General features: G+C 65.1%; 17 protein-coding genes. 7 read left to right on the top strand and 10 right to left on the bottom strand.

Features of this window, described 5'->3' with window-relative positions; genetic code table 11:
- Positions 1-3 precede the first annotated feature (3 nt).
- Genes AD664_RS11825 through AD664_RS11780 form a run of 10 tightly spaced genes read right to left on the bottom strand, consistent with a single transcriptional unit; the run spans position 4 to position 9,941 of the window.
- Positions 4-258, bottom strand: a complete 255-nt coding sequence (locus AD664_RS11825; protein ID WP_042732696.1) for an EscS/YscS/HrcS family type III secretion system export apparatus protein — start codon at positions 256-258, stop codon at positions 4-6.
- Positions 259-267: 9 nt separating this feature from the next.
- Entirely contained in the window at positions 268-927 is a 660-nt protein-coding gene (locus tag AD664_RS11820) for an EscR/YscR/HrcR family type III secretion system export apparatus protein (protein WP_053146712.1), read from the bottom strand.
- Positions 920-1,840, bottom strand: coding sequence for a FliM/FliN family flagellar motor switch protein (locus tag AD664_RS11815; protein WP_053146711.1), 921 nt, complete (start codon positions 1,838-1,840; stop codon positions 920-922). Before AD664_RS11815 ends, AD664_RS11820 begins: the two co-directional genes overlap by 8 nt.
- Positions 1,837-2,658, bottom strand: a complete 822-nt coding sequence (locus AD664_RS11810) for a hypothetical protein (protein WP_053146710.1) — start codon at positions 2,656-2,658, stop codon at positions 1,837-1,839. Before AD664_RS11810 ends, AD664_RS11815 begins: the two co-directional genes overlap by 4 nt.
- On the bottom strand, positions 2,655-3,110 hold the full coding sequence (locus tag AD664_RS11805; protein ID WP_053146707.1) for a type III secretion protein: 456 nt from the start codon (positions 3,108-3,110) through the stop codon (positions 2,655-2,657). The genes AD664_RS11810 and AD664_RS11805 overlap by 4 nt, the downstream gene beginning before the upstream one ends.
- Entirely contained in the window at positions 3,094-4,380 is a 1,287-nt protein-coding gene (sctN, locus tag AD664_RS11800; RefSeq protein ID WP_053146705.1) for a type III secretion system ATPase SctN, read from the bottom strand. The genes AD664_RS11805 and sctN overlap by 17 nt, the downstream gene beginning before the upstream one ends.
- 15 nt (positions 4,381-4,395) lie before the next feature.
- Positions 4,396-6,444: an EscV/YscV/HrcV family type III secretion system export apparatus protein gene (locus AD664_RS11795; RefSeq protein ID WP_053146702.1), complete on the bottom strand. Its 2,049-nt coding sequence runs from the start codon at positions 6,442-6,444 to the stop codon at positions 4,396-4,398.
- Between the two features lie 23 nt (positions 6,445-6,467).
- Positions 6,468-7,574, bottom strand: coding sequence for a type III secretion system gatekeeper subunit SctW (gene sctW / locus AD664_RS11790; RefSeq protein ID WP_053146700.1), 1,107 nt, complete (start codon positions 7,572-7,574; stop codon positions 6,468-6,470).
- The gene (gene sctC / locus AD664_RS11785; RefSeq protein WP_053146698.1) at positions 7,571-9,205 is read right to left on the bottom strand and encodes a type III secretion system outer membrane ring subunit SctC; all 1,635 of its coding nucleotides are present in this window, start codon (positions 9,203-9,205) and stop codon (positions 7,571-7,573) included. Before sctC ends, sctW begins: the two co-directional genes overlap by 4 nt.
- 4 nt (positions 9,206-9,209) lie before the next feature.
- Entirely contained in the window at positions 9,210-9,941 is a 732-nt protein-coding gene (locus AD664_RS11780) for a helix-turn-helix domain-containing protein (RefSeq protein WP_053146696.1), read from the bottom strand.
- 225 nt (positions 9,942-10,166) lie between these two features.
- On the opposite strand from AD664_RS11780, the gene AD664_RS11775 reads away from it, so the two are divergent.
- The 7 genes from AD664_RS11775 to AD664_RS11745 all read left to right on the top strand — a co-directional run bounded on the left by AD664_RS11775 (position 10,167) and on the right by AD664_RS11745 (position 21,284).
- Positions 10,167-11,378 carry a CmpA/NrtA family ABC transporter substrate-binding protein gene (locus tag AD664_RS11775; RefSeq protein WP_042729592.1) on the top strand — a complete coding sequence of 404 codons (1,212 nt, stop codon included), beginning with the start codon at positions 10,167-10,169 and terminating at the stop codon, positions 11,376-11,378.
- Positions 11,379-11,392: 14 nt separating this feature from the next.
- Entirely contained in the window at positions 11,393-11,968 is a 576-nt protein-coding gene (locus AD664_RS11770) for an ANTAR domain-containing response regulator (protein ID WP_047737436.1), read from the top strand.
- A 484-nt stretch (positions 11,969-12,452) separates the two neighbouring features.
- On the top strand, positions 12,453-13,664 hold the full coding sequence (locus AD664_RS11765) for a NarK/NasA family nitrate transporter (RefSeq protein WP_053146693.1): 1,212 nt from the start codon (positions 12,453-12,455) through the stop codon (positions 13,662-13,664).
- Positions 13,665-13,673: 9 nt separating this feature from the next.
- Complete coding sequence (locus AD664_RS11760) at positions 13,674-15,344, top strand: bifunctional protein-serine/threonine kinase/phosphatase (protein WP_053146691.1); 1,671 nt, start codon at positions 13,674-13,676, stop codon at positions 15,342-15,344.
- A 446-nt stretch (positions 15,345-15,790) separates the two neighbouring features.
- Positions 15,791-18,244, top strand: coding sequence for a nitrite reductase large subunit NirB (nirB, locus tag AD664_RS11755; protein ID WP_053146689.1), 2,454 nt, complete (start codon positions 15,791-15,793; stop codon positions 18,242-18,244).
- Entirely contained in the window at positions 18,241-18,558 is a 318-nt protein-coding gene (nirD, locus tag AD664_RS11750) for a nitrite reductase small subunit NirD (RefSeq protein ID WP_053146687.1), read from the top strand. The genes nirB and nirD overlap by 4 nt, the downstream gene beginning before the upstream one ends.
- Positions 18,558-21,284: a nitrate reductase gene (locus tag AD664_RS11745; RefSeq protein ID WP_053146684.1), complete on the top strand. Its 2,727-nt coding sequence runs from the start codon at positions 18,558-18,560 to the stop codon at positions 21,282-21,284. Before nirD ends, AD664_RS11745 begins: the two co-directional genes overlap by 1 nt.
- The last annotated feature ends 1 nt before the right edge of the window (position 21,285 follow it).

Here is a 21,285-nt window from a genome sequence, read left to right as displayed (position 1 = left end):
GGCCTAGTCCAACGCCAGGCGGATGACTTCGCGGCTGAAATCCAGCAGGGTTTCGCCGTACCAGCCCGAAAGCAGGAACAGGCACGCGGCGACGGCCAACAACTTGAACCCGAACGGCAGGGTCTGCTCCTGCAACTGGGTCACGGTCTGGATCAACCCCACCACCAGGCCGACCACCGTGGCGACGATGATCGGCCAGGCCACCATCAGCAGGATCAGGTACAGGGTCTTGTTACCGGCATAGACCAGGTCGTTCATCGTCCGCCCCTATGCCAACAACGTCAGGTATTGCTTGACCAACCCGGTGGACAGCAACGCCCAACCGTCGAGGGCGACAAACAGCACCAGTTTGATCGGCACCGAGATGATCACCGGGCTCATCATCATCATGCCCAGCGCCAGCAGGATGCTGGAGATCACCAGGTCGACGATCACGAACGGCAGGTACAGGTAGAAGCCGATCTTGAAGGCGCTTTTGATTTCACTCAGCGCATAGGCCGGCAGCAGCGAAAACAACGACGGCGCCAGGTCATCCTCGGCATACCGGTCGGCGTCGGCATCGACCTGGCCCGCCTGGGCGCGCTCGAAGAACAGCGCCAGCTCCGGGTCGGTGTACCGACGCAGGTAATCCTTGTAGCTGCCCAGGCCGTTCTCGGCGAAATTCACCACCGACTCGAGGTCGGTAAAGACCACCGCCTCGTGCTTGTAATAGTCATGGCCCTGTTTCATCACCGGCGTCATGACGAAGATCGCCAGCATCAGCGCGATCGCATTCAGCGCCATGTTCGAAGGCACCTGCTGCAACCCCAGGACGTTGCGCACGATGACGAAGACGATGGAGAACTTCAGGTAGCACGTGCCCGCCGCCACCAGGAACGGCAACAGCGAAGCGAACGCCAGCAGCGCGATCAGCGAAACGTCATTCATCGCTGCCGTTCCGATAGACCTTAAGCAGCTCAACGCCCAACTGCGCCTCCATTTGCACCAACTCCCCCACGGCCACGGGCCGGCCATTGGCGCGAATCTCGATGTGCTGCGCGGCATCGGCGGCCAGTGGGATCAGTTGCCCGTCGATGAATTGCGACAGCCGCGCCAAGTCGATGTCGCAGCTCGCGAGGACGAACTCCAGGCGCACCATCAGCGCGCTCGGATCGACGGCCGGACCAGGTGACGGGGGGATCGGTGGATCGGCATCGGCCACGCTCGGTTGCATGTGTAAACCCTCTTCGGTGAATGTGAAAACGCCCAGGCAACGGTTTGCCAGCAAACCGTGCTGAGTCCGCTCGGTGATGCGCAGGACATCGCCTTCGTGCAGTCGCCGAAGCCGTGCAGCGCGCAGTTCACTGACGCCCAACTGCAACACCAGGCGCATCGGCAATGCCTGGAGCCAGGCGTGTGACCCTGGCTCGGCCACGCGGCCCCGCGGCGGTAAGCGTGTGACCCACACGCGCCCGCGAGGCGTGTCGAGCCAGGGCAGGTCGTGCGTCGGGCATCGCGTTCCTTCAACGCCTTCGATGTCCGCCAGCCGGCTGTAGCGCAGTTCGTCCACCGCCAACGGCAAGGGCCGAGGCACCGCACGGAACAAAGCGACGATGCTCGACAACGGGCTCTGGCGCCCCACCCACGACGGCGAGGTCGGCAGTGCTCGATGCAGCCAGTCATGGGCCAGGATCAGCCCGTGCCAGTCCCCGCCGTCGCCCAGCGCGCGAAACTGGATAAAGCCCGAGCGATCAGGCACCCGGCCCAATCCGGCCGGCCGACCGGCCCGGCGCCAACGCTCAATCGCTTGCGTACAGGCGTGCAGCCGGGAATCGACCCGCCGCAGTTTCAAGGCCCTCACGCGGGATGTTCCGGCGCTTCGTCCTGATCGTCATCCGGCGTCTGCTGCGACCCCTGGCGCGGTTGTTCACCGCCGCTGTCGGTCAATCGCCAGGTCGGCTCCCGCGCTTGGGCGAAAGGCTCCTTGAGTTGCTCCAGGACCAGGGCATTGCTGGGGCTGAGCATCAGGCGAGCGGGCTCATCCGGCAGCCGATGGATCGTCACCTGGCCGCTGGCCGCACCGTTGTTGAACGGCACCTGCAGCAACCCCGGCGAGGCATGCCCCCCTGCATCGGGCGCTGGTGGCATGACCACCGGAGCAAGCGGCGCCGGGATGGCGCCGGGCACAAGACGCACAACCTGCGGGCTCGGTGCAGACGTGCGCAACGCTTGCTCGACAGCCGCTAACGGTTCAGCCGGCACCGGCTCCATCGGTGCCACCTGCACGGGTGGGTTCGTGTACTCAACGGCCATTTCCAGCCGTAACGACGCCGCCACTGAGATCGCATCGGACGACGGGTGCGCCTGTGGCAAGGGCTTCGCGGTAAGACTTTGCTCGCGCCTGACGTCCCTCGCGACCGTCCCGCTCGGCGACGCGTCGCGGTGCTGGACAGCGTCGCCCTCCTGAACGACCGGCACCGCATGCCGAGCCAGCCCGCGACCGCTGTCCAGCTGGAGTGGGGGAAAAACCGGCAACGCCGCCAGAAGGTCCAGCACGCCCTGGGGCAGGTCCTCCTCTTGCACCGGGACGAGAATGTCCGTTCGCTCGTCCAGTCGCCCTTCGCCCACGAGCTCCAACACCTGCACCGGCAGAGCGGGCACCCCGACAACCTGATTCATCGCCTCATCCCCGTCATGTCTTCCTGCTCCCGTTCTTCCTGGCGTATCTGCGCCAGCCGTTGCCGGCGACGCTGCTGCTCGACCGCACGCTGAAGCTGAAGGTGCTTGCGTTGCAACGAGCGCAGGCACTCGCGCTGGGTCTGCAACTGCTGTTCAACCGCTCGGCATTGCTGGTCGACGCGGTCACGCTCGACCCGCAGCAGATCGATCCGTCGCCGGATGACGGCCTGGGTACGCAGCAGCGCCAACAGTTGCCCGTGATCCAGCACACAGTCATTCGCGCGGTGGCTGGCCAACAGTTCAAGCAGCGCCGCCTCTTGCGCCTCGAAGCCGCGCCGTTCCTGCAACAGCGGCTGCAATTGCCGTTGGACGCGCAGCAGCGCGTGCTCACCGCGCTGTTGGCGCCACTGACTGAGGGCCAACAGGCGGCGCCCATCAAGCGAGGATGTCATGCAGGCGGCGCAGGGTTTCATCGGGCTCGCAGCGCTCATCCGTGGGCTGGCGCAGCCACTGCTCGAGGGCGTCGCGGCATTGCATCGCCCGGTCGTTGGCCGCATCCGCCCCCGGGCTGTACTCGCCCATGTCGACAAACACCTGCAACTGTTCGAGACGGGCCAGCGTGTCCCGGGCAGACGCAGCCAATTGCCGAGCCTGCGGCGTGGTGACTTGTGTCGCCACGCGACTGACGCTGCGCAAGACGTCGATGGCCGGGTAATGCCCCTTGGCCGCCAGCGCACGGCTGAGGTAGACGTGGCCGTCGAGGATCGAGCGAATCTCCTCGGCGATCGGGTCCGGCTCGTCATCGCTTTCCAGCAGCACCGTGTACCACGCGGTGATGCTGCCGCCAGCGGTCATGCCGGGGCGCTCCATCAGGCGTGGCAAGGCATCGAACACCGAAGCCGGAAAACCGCGCCGCGCCGGCGCTTCACCGGCCGCCAGGGCCAGGTCGCGGCGCGCGCGGGCGTAGCGGGTCAGCGAATCGAGCAACAACACCACGCGCCGGCCCTGGTCACGAAAGTACTCGGCGATGGTGGTGGCCTGCAGCGCCGAGTTGCAACGATCCACCGAGGAAAAATCCGAAGTGGCGTACACCACCACGCAGCGCGAACGCTGGGGCGACTGGCGCAGGTGCGCGATGAACTCGGTCACCTCCCGCCCACGCTCGCCGATCAGGCCGATCACGAAGACCTCGGCATCGGTGTGTGCGATGAGCATGTTGATCAAGGTGGTCTTGCCGGACCCGGCGGCGGCGAAGATGCCGAGGCGCTGGCCGACACCGCAGGTCAGCAGGCCGTCGATGGCGCGAATGCCGGTGGACAACGGCTGCGCTACCGGGCGCCGCTGCTGGTACGACGGCGGGTCGGCGTCCACCGGGCAATCCCGTTGCGCCAGGGCCGTCGACGGAGCCAGGCGCTCGACGATGCGGCCCAGGGGATCGACCACGCTGCCGAGCAAGGCATCGCTGCAGGTCAATTGCAAGGTGGCGCCGGTGGGCACGATCATCGACTCCCTTGACAATCCTTTCGCCTCGCCCAGCAAGCTGAGCAGCACGGCGCCGGGCTTGAAGCCGATGACCTGCGCCCGGGCCGCCACCTCGGGCGAGCGCCAGTGCCGACGCACTTCACAGACCTCCCCCACCACCACCTCGCCCAGCGCCGCCTCGATCAGCGGGCCGCTCAGGCGCAAAGGGTGGGCGGCGTGTCGTTCCAGGCGCAGGTTCATTGACGAACGATCTCCCTACAGCGTCTTGATGACATTGACCGAAACGGTCTCGGAGATTTCGCCGAACGACATGACGTCCAGCTCCCGAAAGCGGCCCTCGATCAGTTTCTTGATGTAGCGCCGCACATCCACCGAGCACAGCAGCACCAGGTCCTTGTGGGCGATGTGCAGGCTGTCCAGGCCAACACTGAGGCGGTCCATCAGCTCTTCCGATTCGGCCGGCTCGAGGTTGAGGAAGCTGCCGCCGGAGGTTTGCCGGATGCCTCGGCGCACTCCCTCTTCGAACTCCGGCGACAACAGCAGCACGCGCAAGTCGTTGCCCTGGGCAAACTTGTTGCTGATGTAGCGGGCCATGGCCCCGCGCACGTGCTCCACCAGCGCCAGCACATCCTTTTCCCGGGAGGCCCAGTGCGCGAGCGATTCAAGTACGAGCTTCATGTTGCGCACCGAAATACGCTCGCCGATCAGGCGCTGCAGCACCTCGGCGATCTTCTGCACCGTGACGTGGCGATACACTTCCTTGAGCAGGTCGGGATAACGGCTTTCCATTTCGTCGAGCAGTTGCTTGGTTTCTTGCACGCCGAAAAACTCGCGGATGTTGCGCGCCAGCAATGTGACCAGGCAGCGATAGCATTCCTCGTCCGCCGGGCGCAGGTGATAGCCCAGTTGCTGCACCCGCTCGCGGTCGGCCGCGCCAACCCAGACCCCGCCCTGGCGATTGCTGTCGTTGCCGCGCACCAGGGCGAACCCCAGGGGCTCAAGCTCGGGCGAATAGTCCAGCAGGCGCCAGTGGTCGAAGTGAATGTCGAATTGTTCGGCGCGCACTTCATTGATCAGCACCGCCACTTGATGCGCCGGCAGCGCTTCGCTGGCCCGCAGCCGGGGTTCGGGAATGCGCAAGCCGTAGTCGACGAAGAACTGGCTGCGAAAGCGCGCAGCCCACCGCTGCTTTTCCAGCGCTGGCAAGCGTGCGGCGGGCACCAGCAGCATCAGTGCGACGGTCTCCGTGGCGATGTGGTCGACGTCTTCGAGCAAGCCAGAATCGGCCTGCGGCGCGTCCTGGCCGGCGGGTTCGGCGCGCTGTTCGGCCGAGCCCTGGCGCCAGGCCTTGCGCTGGCGCACGAACACCACCAGCCCGAGCGCGCTGGCGATGGCCAGGAAGGTCAGCAAGGGAAAACCCGGCAGCAGGCCGACGCCAACCGCCAGCAACGCGGTGACACCGAGCACGAACGGGTTGCCGAGCATCTGGCTGAGCATGTTGCGACCCAGGTTGCTGTCGTCACCGTTGACCCGGGTGACGATGAACCCGGCGCCGATGGCGATCAGCAGCGCGGGAATCTGCGCCACCAGGCCATCGCCGATGGTCAACAGGGTGTAGGTCGACAGGGCCACGGACATGTCCATGCCCAATTGCCCGACACCGATGGCCATGCCGCCGATGAAGTTGACGAAGATAATGATGATGCCGGCGATGGCGTCACCCTTGATGAACTTCATTGCGCCGTCGAAAGAGCCGTACAACTGGCTTTCACGCTCCAGCACGCTGCGTTTTTCCCGGGCCTGGGCGGCATCGATGGCGCCGGCCTTGAGGTCACCGTCGATGCTCATCTGCTTGCCCGGCATGCCGTCCAGGGAGAAGCGTGCGGCCACCTCGGCCACCCGCTCCGAGCCCTTGGTGATGACAATGAACTGGACAATGGTGACGATGGAAAAAATCACGAAGCCCACCACCAGGCTTTCACCGATCACGAAGTCACCGAACGAGGCGATGATCTCGCCGGCGTCGGCCTGGCTCAGGATCAGCCGGCTGGTGCTGATCGACAACGCCAGGCGGAACAACGTCGTCAGCAACAGCAATGCCGGGAACGTCGAGTAGCTGAGGATGCGCTCGATGTAGAACGAGCCCATGAACACCAGCAGCGAAATGACGATGTTCAGGCCGATCAGCGCGTCCACCAGCACCGTGGGCAACGGGATGATCAGCATGGCGATGATCATCACCATCAGGCTCAGGATCAGCAGTTCCGGGCGCGCGCTGACGTTGCGCAAAAAAACATTAAGCATTCAGGCCAGGCTCCGGGACGGCATCACGGGCAACCGCCGGCGCGGCGCTGTTCGAGGCATTCATGGGCATAGGCGACATCGGCCAGGCGGGTGAACTGTTGGGCCAGGCGCACCGGCGCGTCTTCATCGACGAACAACGACGGCGGCAAGCGCAGGCTGAGCCGGCGCACGGTCTGCAACAGCGCCGAACGGTCACGGTGGGAACTGAGCAGCACCGGCTCGCCCACCGCACCGAGCAGCCATTGGTCGAGGTCATCGGGGTAGGCCAGCACGCCGAACAGGAACACCAGCCAGTCGGTCTCATCGGCGTTGTGCCGGCAGACGAGTGCATCGCCCAGCAACGCGTTGATGAACAGCCCGTCGGCCGAGCGCAGGTGCTTGAGGTCGGTCAGTCGTCCCAGCAGTTGCCCGAACTCGGCGTGCGAGCAACTGGGGTCCTGGGCGCTGATGTCGGTGAGCAACGCGGCCTCGATGAAGGCCAGCACGTTCATGCGCTGCGACGGTCCGTACAGGGCGATCCAATCCTGGTAGGCATTGAGCGGGCCGTCGTCGGATTCGAGAAAGTCGCGGTAGGTTTCCCGCAGCAGGCCGGCCCGCACCGCCATACTCGCGCCGAACATCCGCGCCTTGAGCGCCGCGTTGATCCCGGCGTTCATGCGCTTGGGCGAGCCTTGGGCAACCACCGTCTGCAACAGCGTTTCGAGGCGCTGGCGGGTCGGGCTTTGCAGGTTGCGCCGGCGCAACAACGCCCGCAGCACCAGGGCCAGGTCGCTGTCGTCGGGGAACAGTTGCCGCGCCATGTCCAGCAGCCAGGCCACCGGTTTGTCCGCCAGCCGCGCCAGGCTCAGCACCTGCCGCGCCTTGGGCACGGTGTCGTCCTCCAGCACGCGTTCGAAGGTGTCGGTCGGCGTTTCGGACTTGAGCTCGAACAGGCGGCGGCCACGGAACTGGGTGAGCGCCGCCGACAGCTCGTCGCTGATCTGCACCATGCGCTGCGCCACCGCCGTCGTGGCGCTGTCGTCCACGTCCGCCCAGGCGTCGACCGACGGCTGCGGATGCTCGGCGGCCTTCTCGCTGTTCAGGCGGGCCTGGGCGGCGCGTCCGCCCATGGAAACCGGCGGCAGGCTCATGGTTGCGACAGCCTGAAGTAAGAACGCCGCAAGCGCTCGTGCTGCTCCGGGGTGAGCAACGGCCCGCCCGGCTCGATCGTGTCAGGTTCAAGGGCCTGGCGAATTTCCTGGGGTTGGATCAGGAACACGCGCACGGTGTTGGCCGAGCGGCTCTGGCGATAGCTGAACAACCTGCCGAGCCACGGGATCGAGCCCAACACCGGGACCCGGCCGATCTGCTCGCCGTGGTCGTCACGGGTAAAGCCGCCCACCAGCAGGCTCTTGCCCTGGGGCACCCGCGCCACTGTGTTGATGCGAGTACGGCCCACCGTCGGCAACGCGCCCTGGCGCTCGTCCTGGGCCGGACGTTCGACCTCGTTGCCGTCCTCGATGTTGAGCGACATCTCGATCTCGTCGGCCTGGGCGAAGCGCGGCAGTACGCTGACCAGGGTGCCGTAGGTCACGTGTTGCAGGTCGACGCTGCGCTCTCCCACCAACGGCGCATAGAAGGTACGGTTGTTGTCGAAGATCGCCGGGACGTTTTCCTGGGTCAGGATGACCGGGCGCGACACGACGTTGGCCCGCTGGGTGCGCTCCAGGGCCAGCACGCGGGTGACGAACGACGCACCGTCGAGGGTGGTCGCCGAACCGGCGTTGAGCGAGGCGCTGAACGTACCGCCGGATTTCACCGCGCCTTGCCAGTTGATACCCAGTTGATTGAGTTCATCCTTGTGCAGGTCGATGATCCACAACGACAGTTCGACGTGGCGCTTGGGTGTGTCCAGCGCACTCACCAGGTTCTCGATAAAACGCACCTGTTCCGGCAGCCCCTTGACCAGCAGGCTGTTGGTGTCCGGGTAGGCCACCACGCGAATGTTGCCGGCGGCCACCTCCCGCGCGAGGATGCGTGGCGCGGTAGGGTCGTGTTCCGAGGCCGTGTTCGCCAGGCCTTCGAGGGGAAACACCGGCATCATCGCCCGCGACCGCGGCCCGGGCGCCTGGGCCACCGTGGGCTCGACCGACTGCTGCTCACCGCGCAACAACGCCTCGATCACACTGGCCAACCCCGGCAGCGTCACCTTGTCATCGCGCAATTCGTACTGGCGATCGCTGACGAAGGTATTGCGCACCTGGATCACGCCGATCTGCTGCTTGCCCAACAACAGCTCCGAGCGCTGGTTGTCCATCAACTGCGCGGCCTGTAGCACCAGGTCGACGTAGATCGGCGGCCCGGACACGTGAAAGGTGCGCAGGCCGTCGTTGCGCAACGGATAGCGTGGGTCGTGCAGCCCCGATTGCTTGAGAAACGCCAGCAGCTTGGCCACCGTCAGCGTCTGCAACGAGGCCATCGAGCTTTTGTTTTCCGAGCCGTCGTACAGGTAGATCGCCTGACCGTCGCTGTACCAGATCAAACCCATTTGCGCGCTGATGCGCTCGAACGTCTGCTGCGGCGTGCGCAAGTCGAAGGTGCCGCCCACCCGCTTGGCCGCCGCCACCTTGCTGACGATGACAGGCTTGCCGAGCACGCCTGCCAGCTCGCTGAAAAACGTTCGCGCACTCTGCTCGCGAGCCTCGAAGCTGTAGACGTCGGCCCGCGCCGCGAGGGGCGCGAGCAGCAGGAGCAAGGACAGGGACAACGCGTGACGGTTCATCGGTTCACTTGCCCGGCAGGTAGGTGATGTCGGCCAGGCTGCTGGGGGCGAACCCCACCAGCTCGCGCACTTCCTTGGAGAAATGCGAGGAAGAGGCAAAGCCGAACGCCAGCGCGACGTCGGTCAGCGAACCGTTGCCCAGGCTCATGTCCAACAACGCCTGGGCCGTGCGCCACCCGCGCAAGGCCGGTTTGGTCGCGCTGCCCAGGGCCTGCCGGCAGAGCCGACGAAAATGCGAGACCGACACGCCGTAGCGCTGCGCGAGGGTGTTGAGCTTTTCGCTGCGGGTGCCTTGCTCCAACAAAAAACGCACCAGGCCGTAGCTTTCATGCTGGCGCAACAACGGTGCAACGGCGTGATAACCCGGGGTGCCACCCAGCGCCTGTTCAATGAACCAGCGCTCGAACCGCGCCGGGGTCCGCACGACATCATCCGCCACCGGCAACAAGGCCCATGGCGCGACCTCGGTTCTTTTCGCGGCGAAGGCATCGCTCATGTCGAAGAACGCCTGCAACTTCACCAGCGGCGCCGGGCAGACCGGCAGCACATGCAATTGGCCACCGGAAAACCGCAACGGGTCGCGCAGCACCACCAGCCCTTGCCAACCGCTCGGCAGGGCCTGGCGCTGCCCGCCCCCTGCGCTGCCCAGCGCCACCGCACCCTGGACGACCCGCAGGTGCACCACCCGCTCGCGCGGGTCAGTCAATACCGTGGAGCGAGATGATGTGTCCTGCACCGGTGTCTCCTCTGCAACGTGGCGAATGGAAGGAGCGACAGGATGAAAGGCGCGGCGCCTGAAATCTTGATGCAAAGATGATGAGCACCGGGCTGGCATATGCCTTGCACCCTTTTCGTTCATCGGTGCCCATGCCGTTGCCGGGATGAGTGCCACACGGTTTTGAGGACAAGGGCGCCGTCATCCAGCCGGATGGCGGCGCTTTCATGTGGAAGGTGATGCGCGATGAATGAAGTTCCAGCCAACCCCCTGGCCTGGGTCAATGGCAGCGATGCCCCGGAAAAGAGCGCGGTCAATCTTGGCTTCATGGCCCTGAGCGACTGCGCCCCCCTGGTGGTGGCCGCCACCCAGGGGTTCGCCCAGCCCTACGGCCTGACCCTGAACCTCAAGCGCCAGGCATCCTGGGCCAACCTGCGGGACAAGCTGGTCAGTGGTGAAATCGACGCCGCCCACAGCTTGTACGGCCTGGTCTACGCGGTGCACCTGGGCATCGGCGGCGTGGCGCCCACCGACATGGCCGTGCTGATGGGGCTGAACCAGAACGGCCAGAGCATCAACCTGTCCCACGGCTTGCAGGCCCAGGGCGTGACCAGTCCTGAGGCACTGGAACGGCATGTGCACCAATCTCGCCCGAAACTGACCTTCGCCCAGACGTTTCCCACCGGCACCCATGCCATGTGGCTCTATTACTGGCTGGCGGCCCAGGGCATCCACCCCTTGACCGACGTCGACAGCGTGGTGGTGCCGCCGCCCCAGATGATCGCCCACTTGCAGGCCGGGCGGATCGACGGCTTCTGCGTCGGCGAGCCCTGGTGCGCCAGCGCGGTGAAGCAGAACCTGGGGTTCACCCTGGCAACCACCCAGACCATCTGGCCCGACCACCCGGAAAAAGTCCTGGGCTGCACCCGCGCGTTCGTCGAGCAGTACCCCAACACCGCCCGGGCCCTGGTGATGGCGATCCTCGAGGCCAGCCGCTTCATCGAGCAGAGCAGCGAGAACCGCCGCAGCACCGCACAACTGTTGAGTGCGCCGCAATACCTCGACGCCCCGCTGGACTGCATCGAACCGCGCTTGCTGGGGATCTATGCCGACGGCCTGGGCAACAGTTGGCAGGACCCTCACGCCATGCGCTTCCATGCGGGCGGCGCGGTGAACCTGCCGTACCTGTCCGACGGCATGTGGTTCATGACCCAGTTCCGCCGCTGGGGCTTGCTGCGCGAGGACCCGGACTACCTGGACGTGGCACGGCAAGTCCAGCAACTCACGCTGTACCGTGAAGCCTGCGCGGCGCTGGACATCCCCGCCCCGCTGCCGGACATGCGCAGCAGCCTGTTGATCGACGGCACCACCTGGGACGGCACGGACCCGGCCGGGTATGCCAAAAGCTTCAAGCTGCACGCCTTGAGCGATGCCACCGCCCTTTTCGCCAGTCGCTGACAGGAGCCTTCCACATGCTGCGTATCCTGCTGATCAATGACACCGCGAAAAAAGTCGGGCGCCTGAAGGCGGCGCTGATTGAAGCCGGGTTCGAGGTTATCGACGAATCCGGCCTGACCATCGACCTGCCCGCACGCGTCGAAACGGTGCGTCCGGACGTGATTCTGATCGATACCGAGTCACCCGGACGCGATGTGATGGAGCAAGTGGTGCTGGTCAGTCGCGACCAGCCACGACCGATCGTCATGTTCACCGACGAGCACGACCCGGATGTGATGCGCCAGGCCATCAAGTCAGGAGTCAGCGCCTACATCGTCGAAGGCATCCACGCCGCGCGCCTGCAACCGATCCTCGACGTGGCCATGGCCCGCTTCGAAAGCGACCAGGCCCTGCGCGCCCAACTGCTGGCCCGCGACCAGCAACTGGCCGAACGCAAGCGCATCGAACTGGCCAAGGGCATGCTGATGAAGATGAAGGATTGCAACGAAGAACAGGCCTACACCCTGATGCGCCGCCAGGCCATGAGCCGCCAGCAGAAGCTGATCCAGGTGGCCGAGCAGATCATTGCCATGAACGAACTGCTCGGCTGAACGCCCCACGGCGCCTGGCCCGACGCCTTCGCGGGCAAGCCCGCTCCCACATGGGTTTTAGGGTGAACACAGCCTTTGTGAACACCCCACATCACCTGTGGGAGCGGGCTTGCTCGCGAAAGCGCTCCAATATCCGGCATTGATATCGACTGACCCGACGCCTTCGCGAGCAAGCTCGCTCCCACATGGGTTTTAGAGTGAATGCAGCCTCTGTGAACACCCACGTCACCTGTGGGAGCGGGCTTGCTCGCGAAGACGCTTACGGGTTGGCACAGATCTCGCTTAAGCAACCTCACAGGTAACCAACGGCGGTTGCCCCACCTACGACAAAGACGTCGCACACCCTTTTCGCCTGGCTTGGCGACTCGGGTTGCGGCGTTTTTTTGCTTTGGCCCCAACGTCCGGGGTCGGTGGGGGTCGCCGTTGTGGCGCACCACCTCGAAGCACTGACTCATTTTCGAGACTTTAACCGCTGAGGTGCGCGATGAATTCAAGCTTCTGGAAATCCGGCCACACCCCGACCCTGTTCGCGGCCTTCCTGTATTTCGACCTGAGTTTCATGGTCTGGTACCTGCTCGGCCCATTGGCGGTGCAGATCTCGACCGACCTGCACCTGACCACTCAGCAACGCGGCCTGATGGTCGCCACGCCGATCCTGGCCGGCGCGGTGCTGCGCCTGTTCATGGGCCTTCTGGCCGATCGGATTTCGCCAAAGACTGCCGGCATGGTGGGTCAGGTGATCGTGATCAGCGCATTGTTCTGCGCCTGGAAGCTGGGCATCCACAGCTATGAACAAGCCCTGCTGCTGGGCCTGTTCCTGGGGGTGGCCGGGGCTTCGTTCGCCGTGGCCCTGCCGTTGGCCTCGCAGTGGTATCCGCCCCAGCACCAAGGCAAGGCGATGGGCATCGCCGGTGCCGGTAACTCGGGCACCGTGCTCGCCGCGTTGATCGCGCCGATCATGGCCGTGACGTTCGGTTGGACCAACGTGTTCGGTTTCGCCCTCATCCCCCTGGTGCTGACCCTGGTCCTCTTCGCCTGGCTGGCCAAGAACGCTCCCGAGCGCCCCAAAGCCAAATCCATGGCCGATTACCTTAAGGCCCTGGGCGACCGTGACAGCTGGTGGTTCATGTTCTTCTACAGCGTGACCTTCGGCGGCTTCATCGGCCTGGCCAGCGCCCTGCCCGGCTACTTCAACGACCAGTATGGCCTGAGCCCGGTAACGGCCGGCTACTACACCGCCGCCTGCGTCTTTGGCGGCAGCCTGATGCGGCCGCTGGGCGGCGCCCTGGCCGACCGTTTCGGCGGCATCCGCACCTTGCTGGGCATGTACACCGTCGCGGCCATCTGCATTGCCGCGGTGGGCTTCAACCTGCCGAACTCCTACGCCGCCCTGGCCCTGTTCGTCTGCACCATGCTCGGCCTGGGTGCGGGCAACGGCGCGGTGTTCCAACTGGTGCCGCAACGCTTCCGTCGTGAGATCGGCGTGATGACCGGGCTGATCGGCATGGCCGGCGGCATCGGCGGTTTCGCCCTGGCGGCGGGCATGGGTGCGATCAAGCAAAGCTCCGGCAGCTACCAGATGGCGCTGTGGTTGTTCGCCAGCCTCGGCGTCCTGGCCTGGTTCGGCCTGTACGGCGTCAAGCGTCGCTGGAGAACCACCTGGGGTTCGGCCGCCGTCACCGCTGCCCGGGTGTAAGCCAACCCCATGAGCCTGCAACTGAGTTTTGCCGAAGCCAGCGCCATCGGCCCACGGGACGAAAACCAGGACGCCCTGCGCCTGGTCACCCCGGCCCCGGCCCTGGCCGCCAGCAAGGGCTACCTGTTCGCCATCGCCGACGGCGTGAGCCAATGCGCCGACGGCGGCCTGGCGGCCCGGTCGACCTTGCAGGCGCTGGCCCTGGACTACTACGCCACGCCACAAACCTGGGGCGTGGCCCAGGCACTGGATCGCCTGCTGCTGGCGCAGAATCGCTGGCTGCAAGCCAACGGTGGCGGGCAACCGCTGCTCACCACCGTCAGCGCGCTGGTCCTGCGGGGCCGTCGCTTCACCCTCGCCCATGTCGGCGATTGCCGGGTCTACCGCTGGCACGCCGATCAGCTGCATCGCATCAGCGAAGACCACGTCTGGGACCAACAGGGCATGCAACATGTGCTCAAGCGGGCGTTGGGGCTGGATCAACACCTGGTGCTGGATTTCCTCGACGGCGAACTGCGCCCCGACGAAACCTTCGTCCTGCTCAGCGACGGCGTCTGGGCCGCCCTGGGGGACACGGCCATCGCCGGCGTCCTGCGCGACCAACCGGACCTCGATCGCGCAGCGCAGACCCTAGTCAACGCCGCGCACCTGGCCGGCAGCCAGGACAACGCCAGCGCCTTGCTGGTGCGCGTCGACGCCTTGGGCGAAGCGAGCATCGGCGACGCGCTGATCCAGTTGCAGCAATGGCCCCTGCCCCCGGCGCTGAAAGCAGGCCAGGCCTTCGAGGGGTGGCAGGTCGAAGCTTTGCTCGGTCAAAGCCAGCAATCACTGCTCTACCGGGTGCACGACGGCCAGGGCCAGCCATGGCTGTTGAAAACCCTGCCCGGCCAGCTCCGGGACGACAGTCGAGCCGGGCAAGCGCTGCTCTCCGAAGAATGGTTTCTCAGGCGGGTCGCCGGTCGACAGTTTCCGGAAGTCCATGGCGTGCCCAAGCGCCAGCACCTGTATTACGTGATGCGCGAATACCCCGGCCTGACCCTGGCCGAGCTGTTCGACCAGGGCGGCCCGTTGCCATTGGCACAATGGCTGGACCTGGCGCAACGGCTGGTGCGCGCGGTGGGGCTGCTGCATCGACGACAGATCTACCACCGCGACATCAAGCCGGAAAACCTGCACCTGGGGGACGATGGCGAATTGCGCCTGCTGGATTTCGGGCTGGCCTACTGCCCGGGGCTGTCCGAAGACCAGGCCAACGTCTTGCCCGGAACGCCCAGCTACATCGCCCCGGAAGCCTTCGCCGGCCACGCGCCGACCGCTCGGCAAGACCTGTACGCCGTGGGCGTGACCCTGTACTTCCTGCTGACCGGCCACTACCCCTATGGCGAGATCGAGGCGTTCCAGCGGCCGCGCTTTGGCGTGCCGGTCAGTGCCCACCGTTATCGACCGGACCTGGCGGAATGGCTCGGGCAAAGCCTGGAACGGGCCGTAGCGGCAGACCCGGACGAGCGTTTCGAAACCGCCGAGGAATGGTTGCTGTTGCTGGAACAGGGCGAACGTCGCAGCTTGAGCGTAAGGCCCCGGCCACTGTTGGAACGCGAGCCGCTGAAGGTCTGGCGCACGTTGGCGCTGCTGTCTCTGGTGGTGAACATCGTGCTGCTGTTCCTGGTATTTCACAGCTGAGATCCTGTGGGAGCGGGCTTGCCCGCGAAGGCGTCAGCACCTTCAGCATGGATGTTGACTGACGCACCGCTTTCGCGGGCAAGCCCGCTCCCACAATGGATCCGATGCAGGAGCAAAGCTTGCGCCGCGATGCGCCAGCCCCAACGCTCCATTACCGGGCAATACGCTTTGATTCGGTGCAATAAATCCCGCCATTGCGCGCCCGACCAGCGGCCCGCCCAATAAATCCACACCCTCGGCCCACTTGGCACAACCACTGCATAACCCCTGGCAACAGACATAAGGCAACGCCTCCAACGATGAAGGCGGTGCTTCCCGAGAGAACGGGACCAGGACAAAGGCGTCCTCGCTAGCTTGCTAGCGGGACGCCTTTTTTGTTTTCGAAAAAATGGCCGAGCCAGCCCGATCGCCGTGAAGAAACGGGCATGAGCTCGCGGAGAACCCTGATGAAAAAACTCAAACTGGTGATGATCGGCAACGGTATGGCCGGGGTTCGGACCCTTGAAGAACTGCTCAAGCTGAGCAACGAGCTGTACGACATCACGGTGTTCGGCGCCGAGCCCCACACCAACTACAACCGTATCCTGCTGTCGCCGGTGCTGGCCGGCGAGCAGACGTTCGAAGAGATCGTGCTCAACGACCTGAGCTGGTACCAGGACAATCACATCAACCTGCTGCTCAACCGCAAGGTGGTGCAGATCGATCGGGTCAAGCGCCGGGTCATCGCCCAGGACGGCACCGAGGCCGAGTACGATCGCCTGCTGATTGCCACCGGTTCCACGCCGTTCATCCTGCCGATCCCTGGCCACACGCTCGAAGGCGTCATCGGCTACCGCGACATCGCCGACACCCAGGCCATGATCGACACGGCCAAGACCCACAAGCACGCCGTGGTGATCGGCGGCGGCCTGCTGGGCCTCGAAGCCGCCAACGGCTTGAAGCTGCGGGGCATGGACGTGACCGTGGTGCACCTCGGTGACTGGCTGCTGGAGCGGCAACTGGACAAGACCAGCGGCCAATTGCTGCAAAGCGCGCTGCAAGAGCGGGGCCTGAACTTTCGCCTCAACGAGCAGACCCAAGCGCTGCACGACGCCGGCAACGGCCGGGTCGGCTCGGTCCAGTTCAAGAACGGCGACATCATCCCCGCCGACCTGGTGGTGATGGCCGCCGGCATCCGCCCCAACACCGAGCTGGCGGAAAAGTCCGGCATTCCGTGCAGCCGCGGGATCCTGGTCAACGACACGATGCAGACCTACGACCCGCGCATCTATGCCATCGGCGAATGCGCCAACCATCGCGGCACGGCCTATGGCCTGGTGGCCCCGTTGTTCGAACAGGCCAAGGTCTGCGCCAACCACCTTGCGCAACTGGGCTTCGCCACCTACAAGGGTTCGGTGACCTCGACCAAACTCAAGGTCACCGGCATCGACCTGTTTTCCGCCGGGGACTTCATGGGCGGCGAAGGCACCGAGACCATCACCCTCTCCGACCCGATTGGCGGCGTCTACAAGAAGCTGGTGATCAAGGACGACGTGCTGGTCGGCGCTTGCCTGTACGGTGATACGGCGGACGGCGGCTGGTATTTCCGCCAGATCCGTGAAAACGCCGGGATCAGCGAAATCCGCGATCACCTCATGTTCGGTGAAAACGCCTTGGGCGATGTCGGCCACCAGGGCCAGGACAAAGCCATGAGCATGGCCGACAGCGCCGAAGTCTGCGGCTGTAACGGCGTGTGCAAGGGCACCATCGTCAAGGCGATCCAGGAACACGGACTGTTCAGCGTCGATGACGTGAAAAAACACACCAAGGCCGCCAGTTCCTGCGGCTCCTGCGCCGGCCTGGTGGAGCAGATCCTGATCAACACCGTGGGCGGTGCGGCGGACGTCAAGCCGAAAAGCGAGAAAGCCATCTGCGGCTGCAGCGACCTCAACCACGGCCAGATCCGCCAGGCGATCCGCGACGAGCACCTGCTGACCATCGCCGGCACCATGAGCTACCTGAACTGGCGCACCCCCAACGGCTGCGCCACCTGCCGCCCGGCCCTGAACTACTACCTGATCTCCACCTGGCCCGGCGAAGCCCAGGACGACCCACAGTCGCGCCTGATCAACGAACGCGCCCACGCCAACATCCAGAAGGACGGCACCTACTCGGTCGTGCCGCGGATGTGGGGCGGCGTGACCACGCCGGCGGAGTTGCGCCGCATCGCCGACGTCGCCGATAAATACAGCGTGCCCATGGTCAAGGTCACCGGCGGGCAACGCATCGACTTGCTGGGCATCAAGAAGCACGACCTGCCGGGCGTCTGGAAAGACCTCGACATGCCGTCCGGCCACGCCTACGGCAAGTCCATCCGCACCGTGAAGACCTGCGTGGGCAGCGAGTTCTGCCGCTTTGGCACGCAGAACTCCACCCAGCTGGGCATTGAACTGGAGCACGACCTGTTCAACATGTGGTCGCCACACAAGGTGAAGCTGGCGGTCTCGGGCTGTCCACGCAATTGTTCGGAGGCGGGCATCAAGGACGTCGGCATCATCGGCGTCGACTCCGGCTGGGAGATGTACATCGGTGGCAACGGCGGGATCAAGACCGAAGTCGCCGAGTTCTTCGTCAAGCTCAAGACCGCCGAAGAAGTCCGCGAATACAACGGCGCCTTCCTGCAGCTGTACCGCGAAGAAGCCTTCTACCTCGAGCGCACCGTGCACTACATGCAGCGGGTCGGCATGGAGCACATCAAGAAAGCTGTGCTGGAAGACCCGGCCCGCCGCAAAGCGCTGCATGAACGCCTGAAATTTTCCCTGGCCCTGGAACAGGACCCATGGAAACAGCGCCTGGAACAACCCCAGCTGAAAAAAGAGTTCGAAGTCATCCCCGTGAAGAACCTGGAGGTGCCGGCATGAACTGGCTGGATATCTGCGCATTGGAAGAGATCAACGCCCTGGGCTCACGCATCATCCAGGGCCCGAAAGGCGATATCGCGATTTTTCGTACCAGCGACGATGAAGTCTTCGCACTCGACGACCGTTGCCCGCACAAAGGGGGGCCGTTGTCCCAGGGCCTGATCTACGGCAAACGCGTGGCCTGCCCGTTGCACAACTGGCAGATCGACCTGCAAAGCGGTGAGGCCCAGACGCCGGATGTGGGCTGCGCCCATCATCATTCGGCCCGTGTCGAAAACGGCCGGGTCCTGCTGGCGCTACGGGACGCAAGCTGATGAGCCACCAAACCACTGCCTCGACCTGCTGTTACTGCGGGGTCGGTTGCGGCGTGCTGATCGACCATGACGACGAGCGCATCCTCGGCGTCAGTGGCGACCCCACCCACCCGGCCAATTTCGGAAAACTGTGCAGCAAGGGCTCGACCCTGCACCTGACCGGCGACCTCGCCGCCCGCGCCCTGTACCCCGAACTGCGCCTGGGCAAGGGCCTGGCCCGCGCCCGTACCGACTGGGAAAGCGCCCTGGAGCATGCCGCCAGCGTCTTCGCGACCACTATTGCCGAGCACGGTCCCGACAGCGTGGCGTTCTACATTTCCGGCCAGTTGCTGACCGAGGACTACTACGCGTTCAACAAACTCGCCCGGGCCTTGGTCGGCACCAACAACATCGACAGCAATTCGCGCCTGTGCATGTCTTCGGCCGTGGTCGGCTATAAGCGCAGCTTGGGCGCCGATGCCCCGCCCTGCAACTATGAAGACCTGGCACTGAGCGATTGCGTGATGATCGTCGGCAGCAACATGGCCTACGCGCATCCGATCCTGTTTCGTCGCCTCGAAGAAGCCAAGTCCCGCCGTCCGCAGATGAAAATCATCGTCATCGACCCTCGGCGCACCGACACCTGCGACCTGGCGGACCTGCACCTGGCGATCCTGCCGGGAACCGACGTCGCCTTGTTCCACGGAATTTTGCACCTGTTGCTGTGGGAAGACTGGGTCGACCGCGATTTCATCAAGGCCCACACCGAAGGCCTGGCTGAATTGAAGAACCTGGTGCGCGACTACACCCCGGCCATGGTCGCCCAGGTGTGTGGCATCAGTGTCGAACAACTGCACCAGTGCGCCGAATGGGTCGGCACCACGCCGAGTTTCCTGTCGCTGTGGTGCATGGGCTTGAACCAGTCCACCGCCGGCAGCGCGAAGAACAGCGCGTTGATCAACCTCCACCTGGCCACCGGGCAGATCGGCCGTCCGGGCGCGGGGCCGTTCTCGCTGACCGGCCAGCCCAACGCCATGGGCGGACGGGAAACCGGCAGCCTGTCGAACCTGTTGCCCGGTCATCGGGAAGCCAACAACCCGGAACACCGCGATGAGGTCGCCCGCTACTGGGGCGTCGAGCAGTTGCCGGCCAACCCGGGCTTGAGCGCCATCGAGCTGTTCGACGAGGTGCGCAGCGGCAAGATCAAGGCCTTGTGGATCGCCTGCACCAACCCGGCCCAATCGATGCCGGACCAGACGGCGGTACGGGACGCGCTGCAAGCCTGTCCGTTCGTGGTGTTGCAGGAAGCGTTCCGCACCACCGAGACCGCCGCCTTCGCCGACCTGCTGCTGCCCGCGGCCAGCTGGGGCGAGAAAGAGGGTTCGGTGACCAACTCCGAACGGCGTATTTCCCACGTTCGCCGGGCGGTCAACGCGCCCGGTGAAGCACGGCCGGACTGGGCGATTACCGTGGACTTCGCCCAGCGCCTGGAACAACGCCTGCGGCCGGGCCAGCCCAGCCTGTTCGACTTTGCCAGCCCGGCCCAGGTGTTCGACGAATACAAACACCTGACCTGCGGGCGCGACCTCGATCTGTCCGGCATCAGCCATGCACTGATCGATGAACTCGGCCCCCAGCAATGGCCCTTCCCGGAAGGCGCCACGAGCGGCACCGCGCGCCTGTATGAAGACGGGATCTTTCCCACCGACAGCGGGCGCGCGCGATTTGTCGCCGAACCGTATCGTGCCGCCAGGGAGCTGCGCGACGCACGCTACCCCTTGACCCTGAACACCGGGCGGTTGCGCGACCAGTGGCACGGCATGAGCCGCACCGGCACCGCCGCACAATTGTTCGGTCATGTGAACGAAGCCGTCCTCAGCCTGCACCCTGACGAACTGCAGCGCCATCGCTTGCAGGCCGGCGACCTGGTCAGCCTGAAAAGCCGGCGCGGCGCGGTGGTCGTGGCCGTGGACAGCGACGAAAGCGTGCGTCCCGGCCAGGCGTTCCTGCCCATGCACTGGGGTGACCGGTTCCTCAAGGGTGGGGTCAACCGCCTGACCCAACCGGCCTTCGACCCGTTGTCGAAACAGCCGGAACTCAAGCACAGCGGCGTACGCCTGGAACCAGTGAACCTGCCTTGGCAGTTGTTCACATTGATCGAGGGCGATGTTCAACGGCATCTGGAGACGCTTCGACCGCTCTGTGAGGCGTTTGCCTACGTCAGCCTCAGCCTAACCGGCCGTGAACGCCCGGCACTGGTGATTCGCGCAGCCAGCGCCGCAGCGCCCGATCCCGAACTGCTGCAGGCCATCGACGAGCAACTGGGGCTGATCGACGGCCCGGTGCTGGCCTACGACGATCCGCGTCGTGCCATCGGCAAACGGGTGCGGATCGAGAACGGTCGCATCACCGCCATCCGCCTGGCCGGCGAAACCCTCGCCCGGCACTGGTTGCAGAATCTGTGGCAGGAAGGTCGCGCCGATGAACAACTGCGCCGCTGGCTGCTGGCGCCATTGAGCGCTCCGCCAGGCAATGTCGGCGCGGCGGTGGGTGGCGGTAGCGGCGGCAAGACACTGTGCAACTGCTTGAACGTCAGCCAGCGCGCGATCTGCGCCGGCATCGAACGCGGCCTTGACTTGCAGGGGCTGAAAAAGGAATTGGGCTGTGGCACGCAATGCGGTTCCTGCGTACCGGAAATCAAGCGCCTGCTGGTTGCCTCGGCGCAACCGATGGCCGCTCTCTCGTGAG

This window comes from Pseudomonas sp. P97.38 (assembly GCF_001269745.1).
Lineage (GTDB): Bacteria > Pseudomonadota > Gammaproteobacteria > Pseudomonadales > Pseudomonadaceae > Aquipseudomonas > Aquipseudomonas chlororaphis_E.
This window is presented reverse-complemented; position numbering and strand designations above follow the sequence as displayed.

Coding starts and splice junctions, on each gene's coding strand:
- nirB (WP_053146689.1), top strand. CDS start 15,791: ATGAAAAAACTCAAACTGGTGATGATCGGCAACGGTATGGCCGGGGTT.
- AD664_RS11810 (WP_053146710.1), bottom strand. CDS start 2,658: ATGAATCAGGTTGTCGGGGTGCCCGCTCTGCCGGTGCAGGTGTTGGAG.
- AD664_RS11825 (WP_042732696.1), bottom strand. CDS start 258: ATGAACGACCTGGTCTATGCCGGTAACAAGACCCTGTACCTGATCCTG.
- AD664_RS11745 (WP_053146684.1), top strand. CDS start 18,558: ATGAGCCACCAAACCACTGCCTCGACCTGCTGTTACTGCGGGGTCGGT.
- AD664_RS11775 (WP_042729592.1), top strand. CDS start 10,167: ATGAATGAAGTTCCAGCCAACCCCCTGGCCTGGGTCAATGGCAGCGAT.
- nirD (WP_053146687.1), top strand. CDS start 18,241: ATGAACTGGCTGGATATCTGCGCATTGGAAGAGATCAACGCCCTGGGC.
- AD664_RS11760 (WP_053146691.1), top strand. CDS start 13,674: ATGAGCCTGCAACTGAGTTTTGCCGAAGCCAGCGCCATCGGCCCACGG.
- sctN (WP_053146705.1), bottom strand. CDS start 4,380: ATGAACCTGCGCCTGGAACGACACGCCGCCCACCCTTTGCGCCTGAGC.
- sctC (WP_053146698.1), bottom strand. CDS start 9,205: ATGAACCGTCACGCGTTGTCCCTGTCCTTGCTCCTGCTGCTCGCGCCC.
- AD664_RS11805 (WP_053146707.1), bottom strand. CDS start 3,110: ATGACATCCTCGCTTGATGGGCGCCGCCTGTTGGCCCTCAGTCAGTGG.
- AD664_RS11795 (WP_053146702.1), bottom strand. CDS start 6,444: ATGCTTAATGTTTTTTTGCGCAACGTCAGCGCGCGCCCGGAACTGCTG.
- AD664_RS11770 (WP_047737436.1), top strand. CDS start 11,393: ATGCTGCGTATCCTGCTGATCAATGACACCGCGAAAAAAGTCGGGCGC.
- AD664_RS11820 (WP_053146712.1), bottom strand. CDS start 927: ATGAATGACGTTTCGCTGATCGCGCTGCTGGCGTTCGCTTCGCTGTTG.
- AD664_RS11765 (WP_053146693.1), top strand. CDS start 12,453: ATGAATTCAAGCTTCTGGAAATCCGGCCACACCCCGACCCTGTTCGCG.
- sctW (WP_053146700.1), bottom strand. CDS start 7,574: ATGAGCCTGCCGCCGGTTTCCATGGGCGGACGCGCCGCCCAGGCCCGC.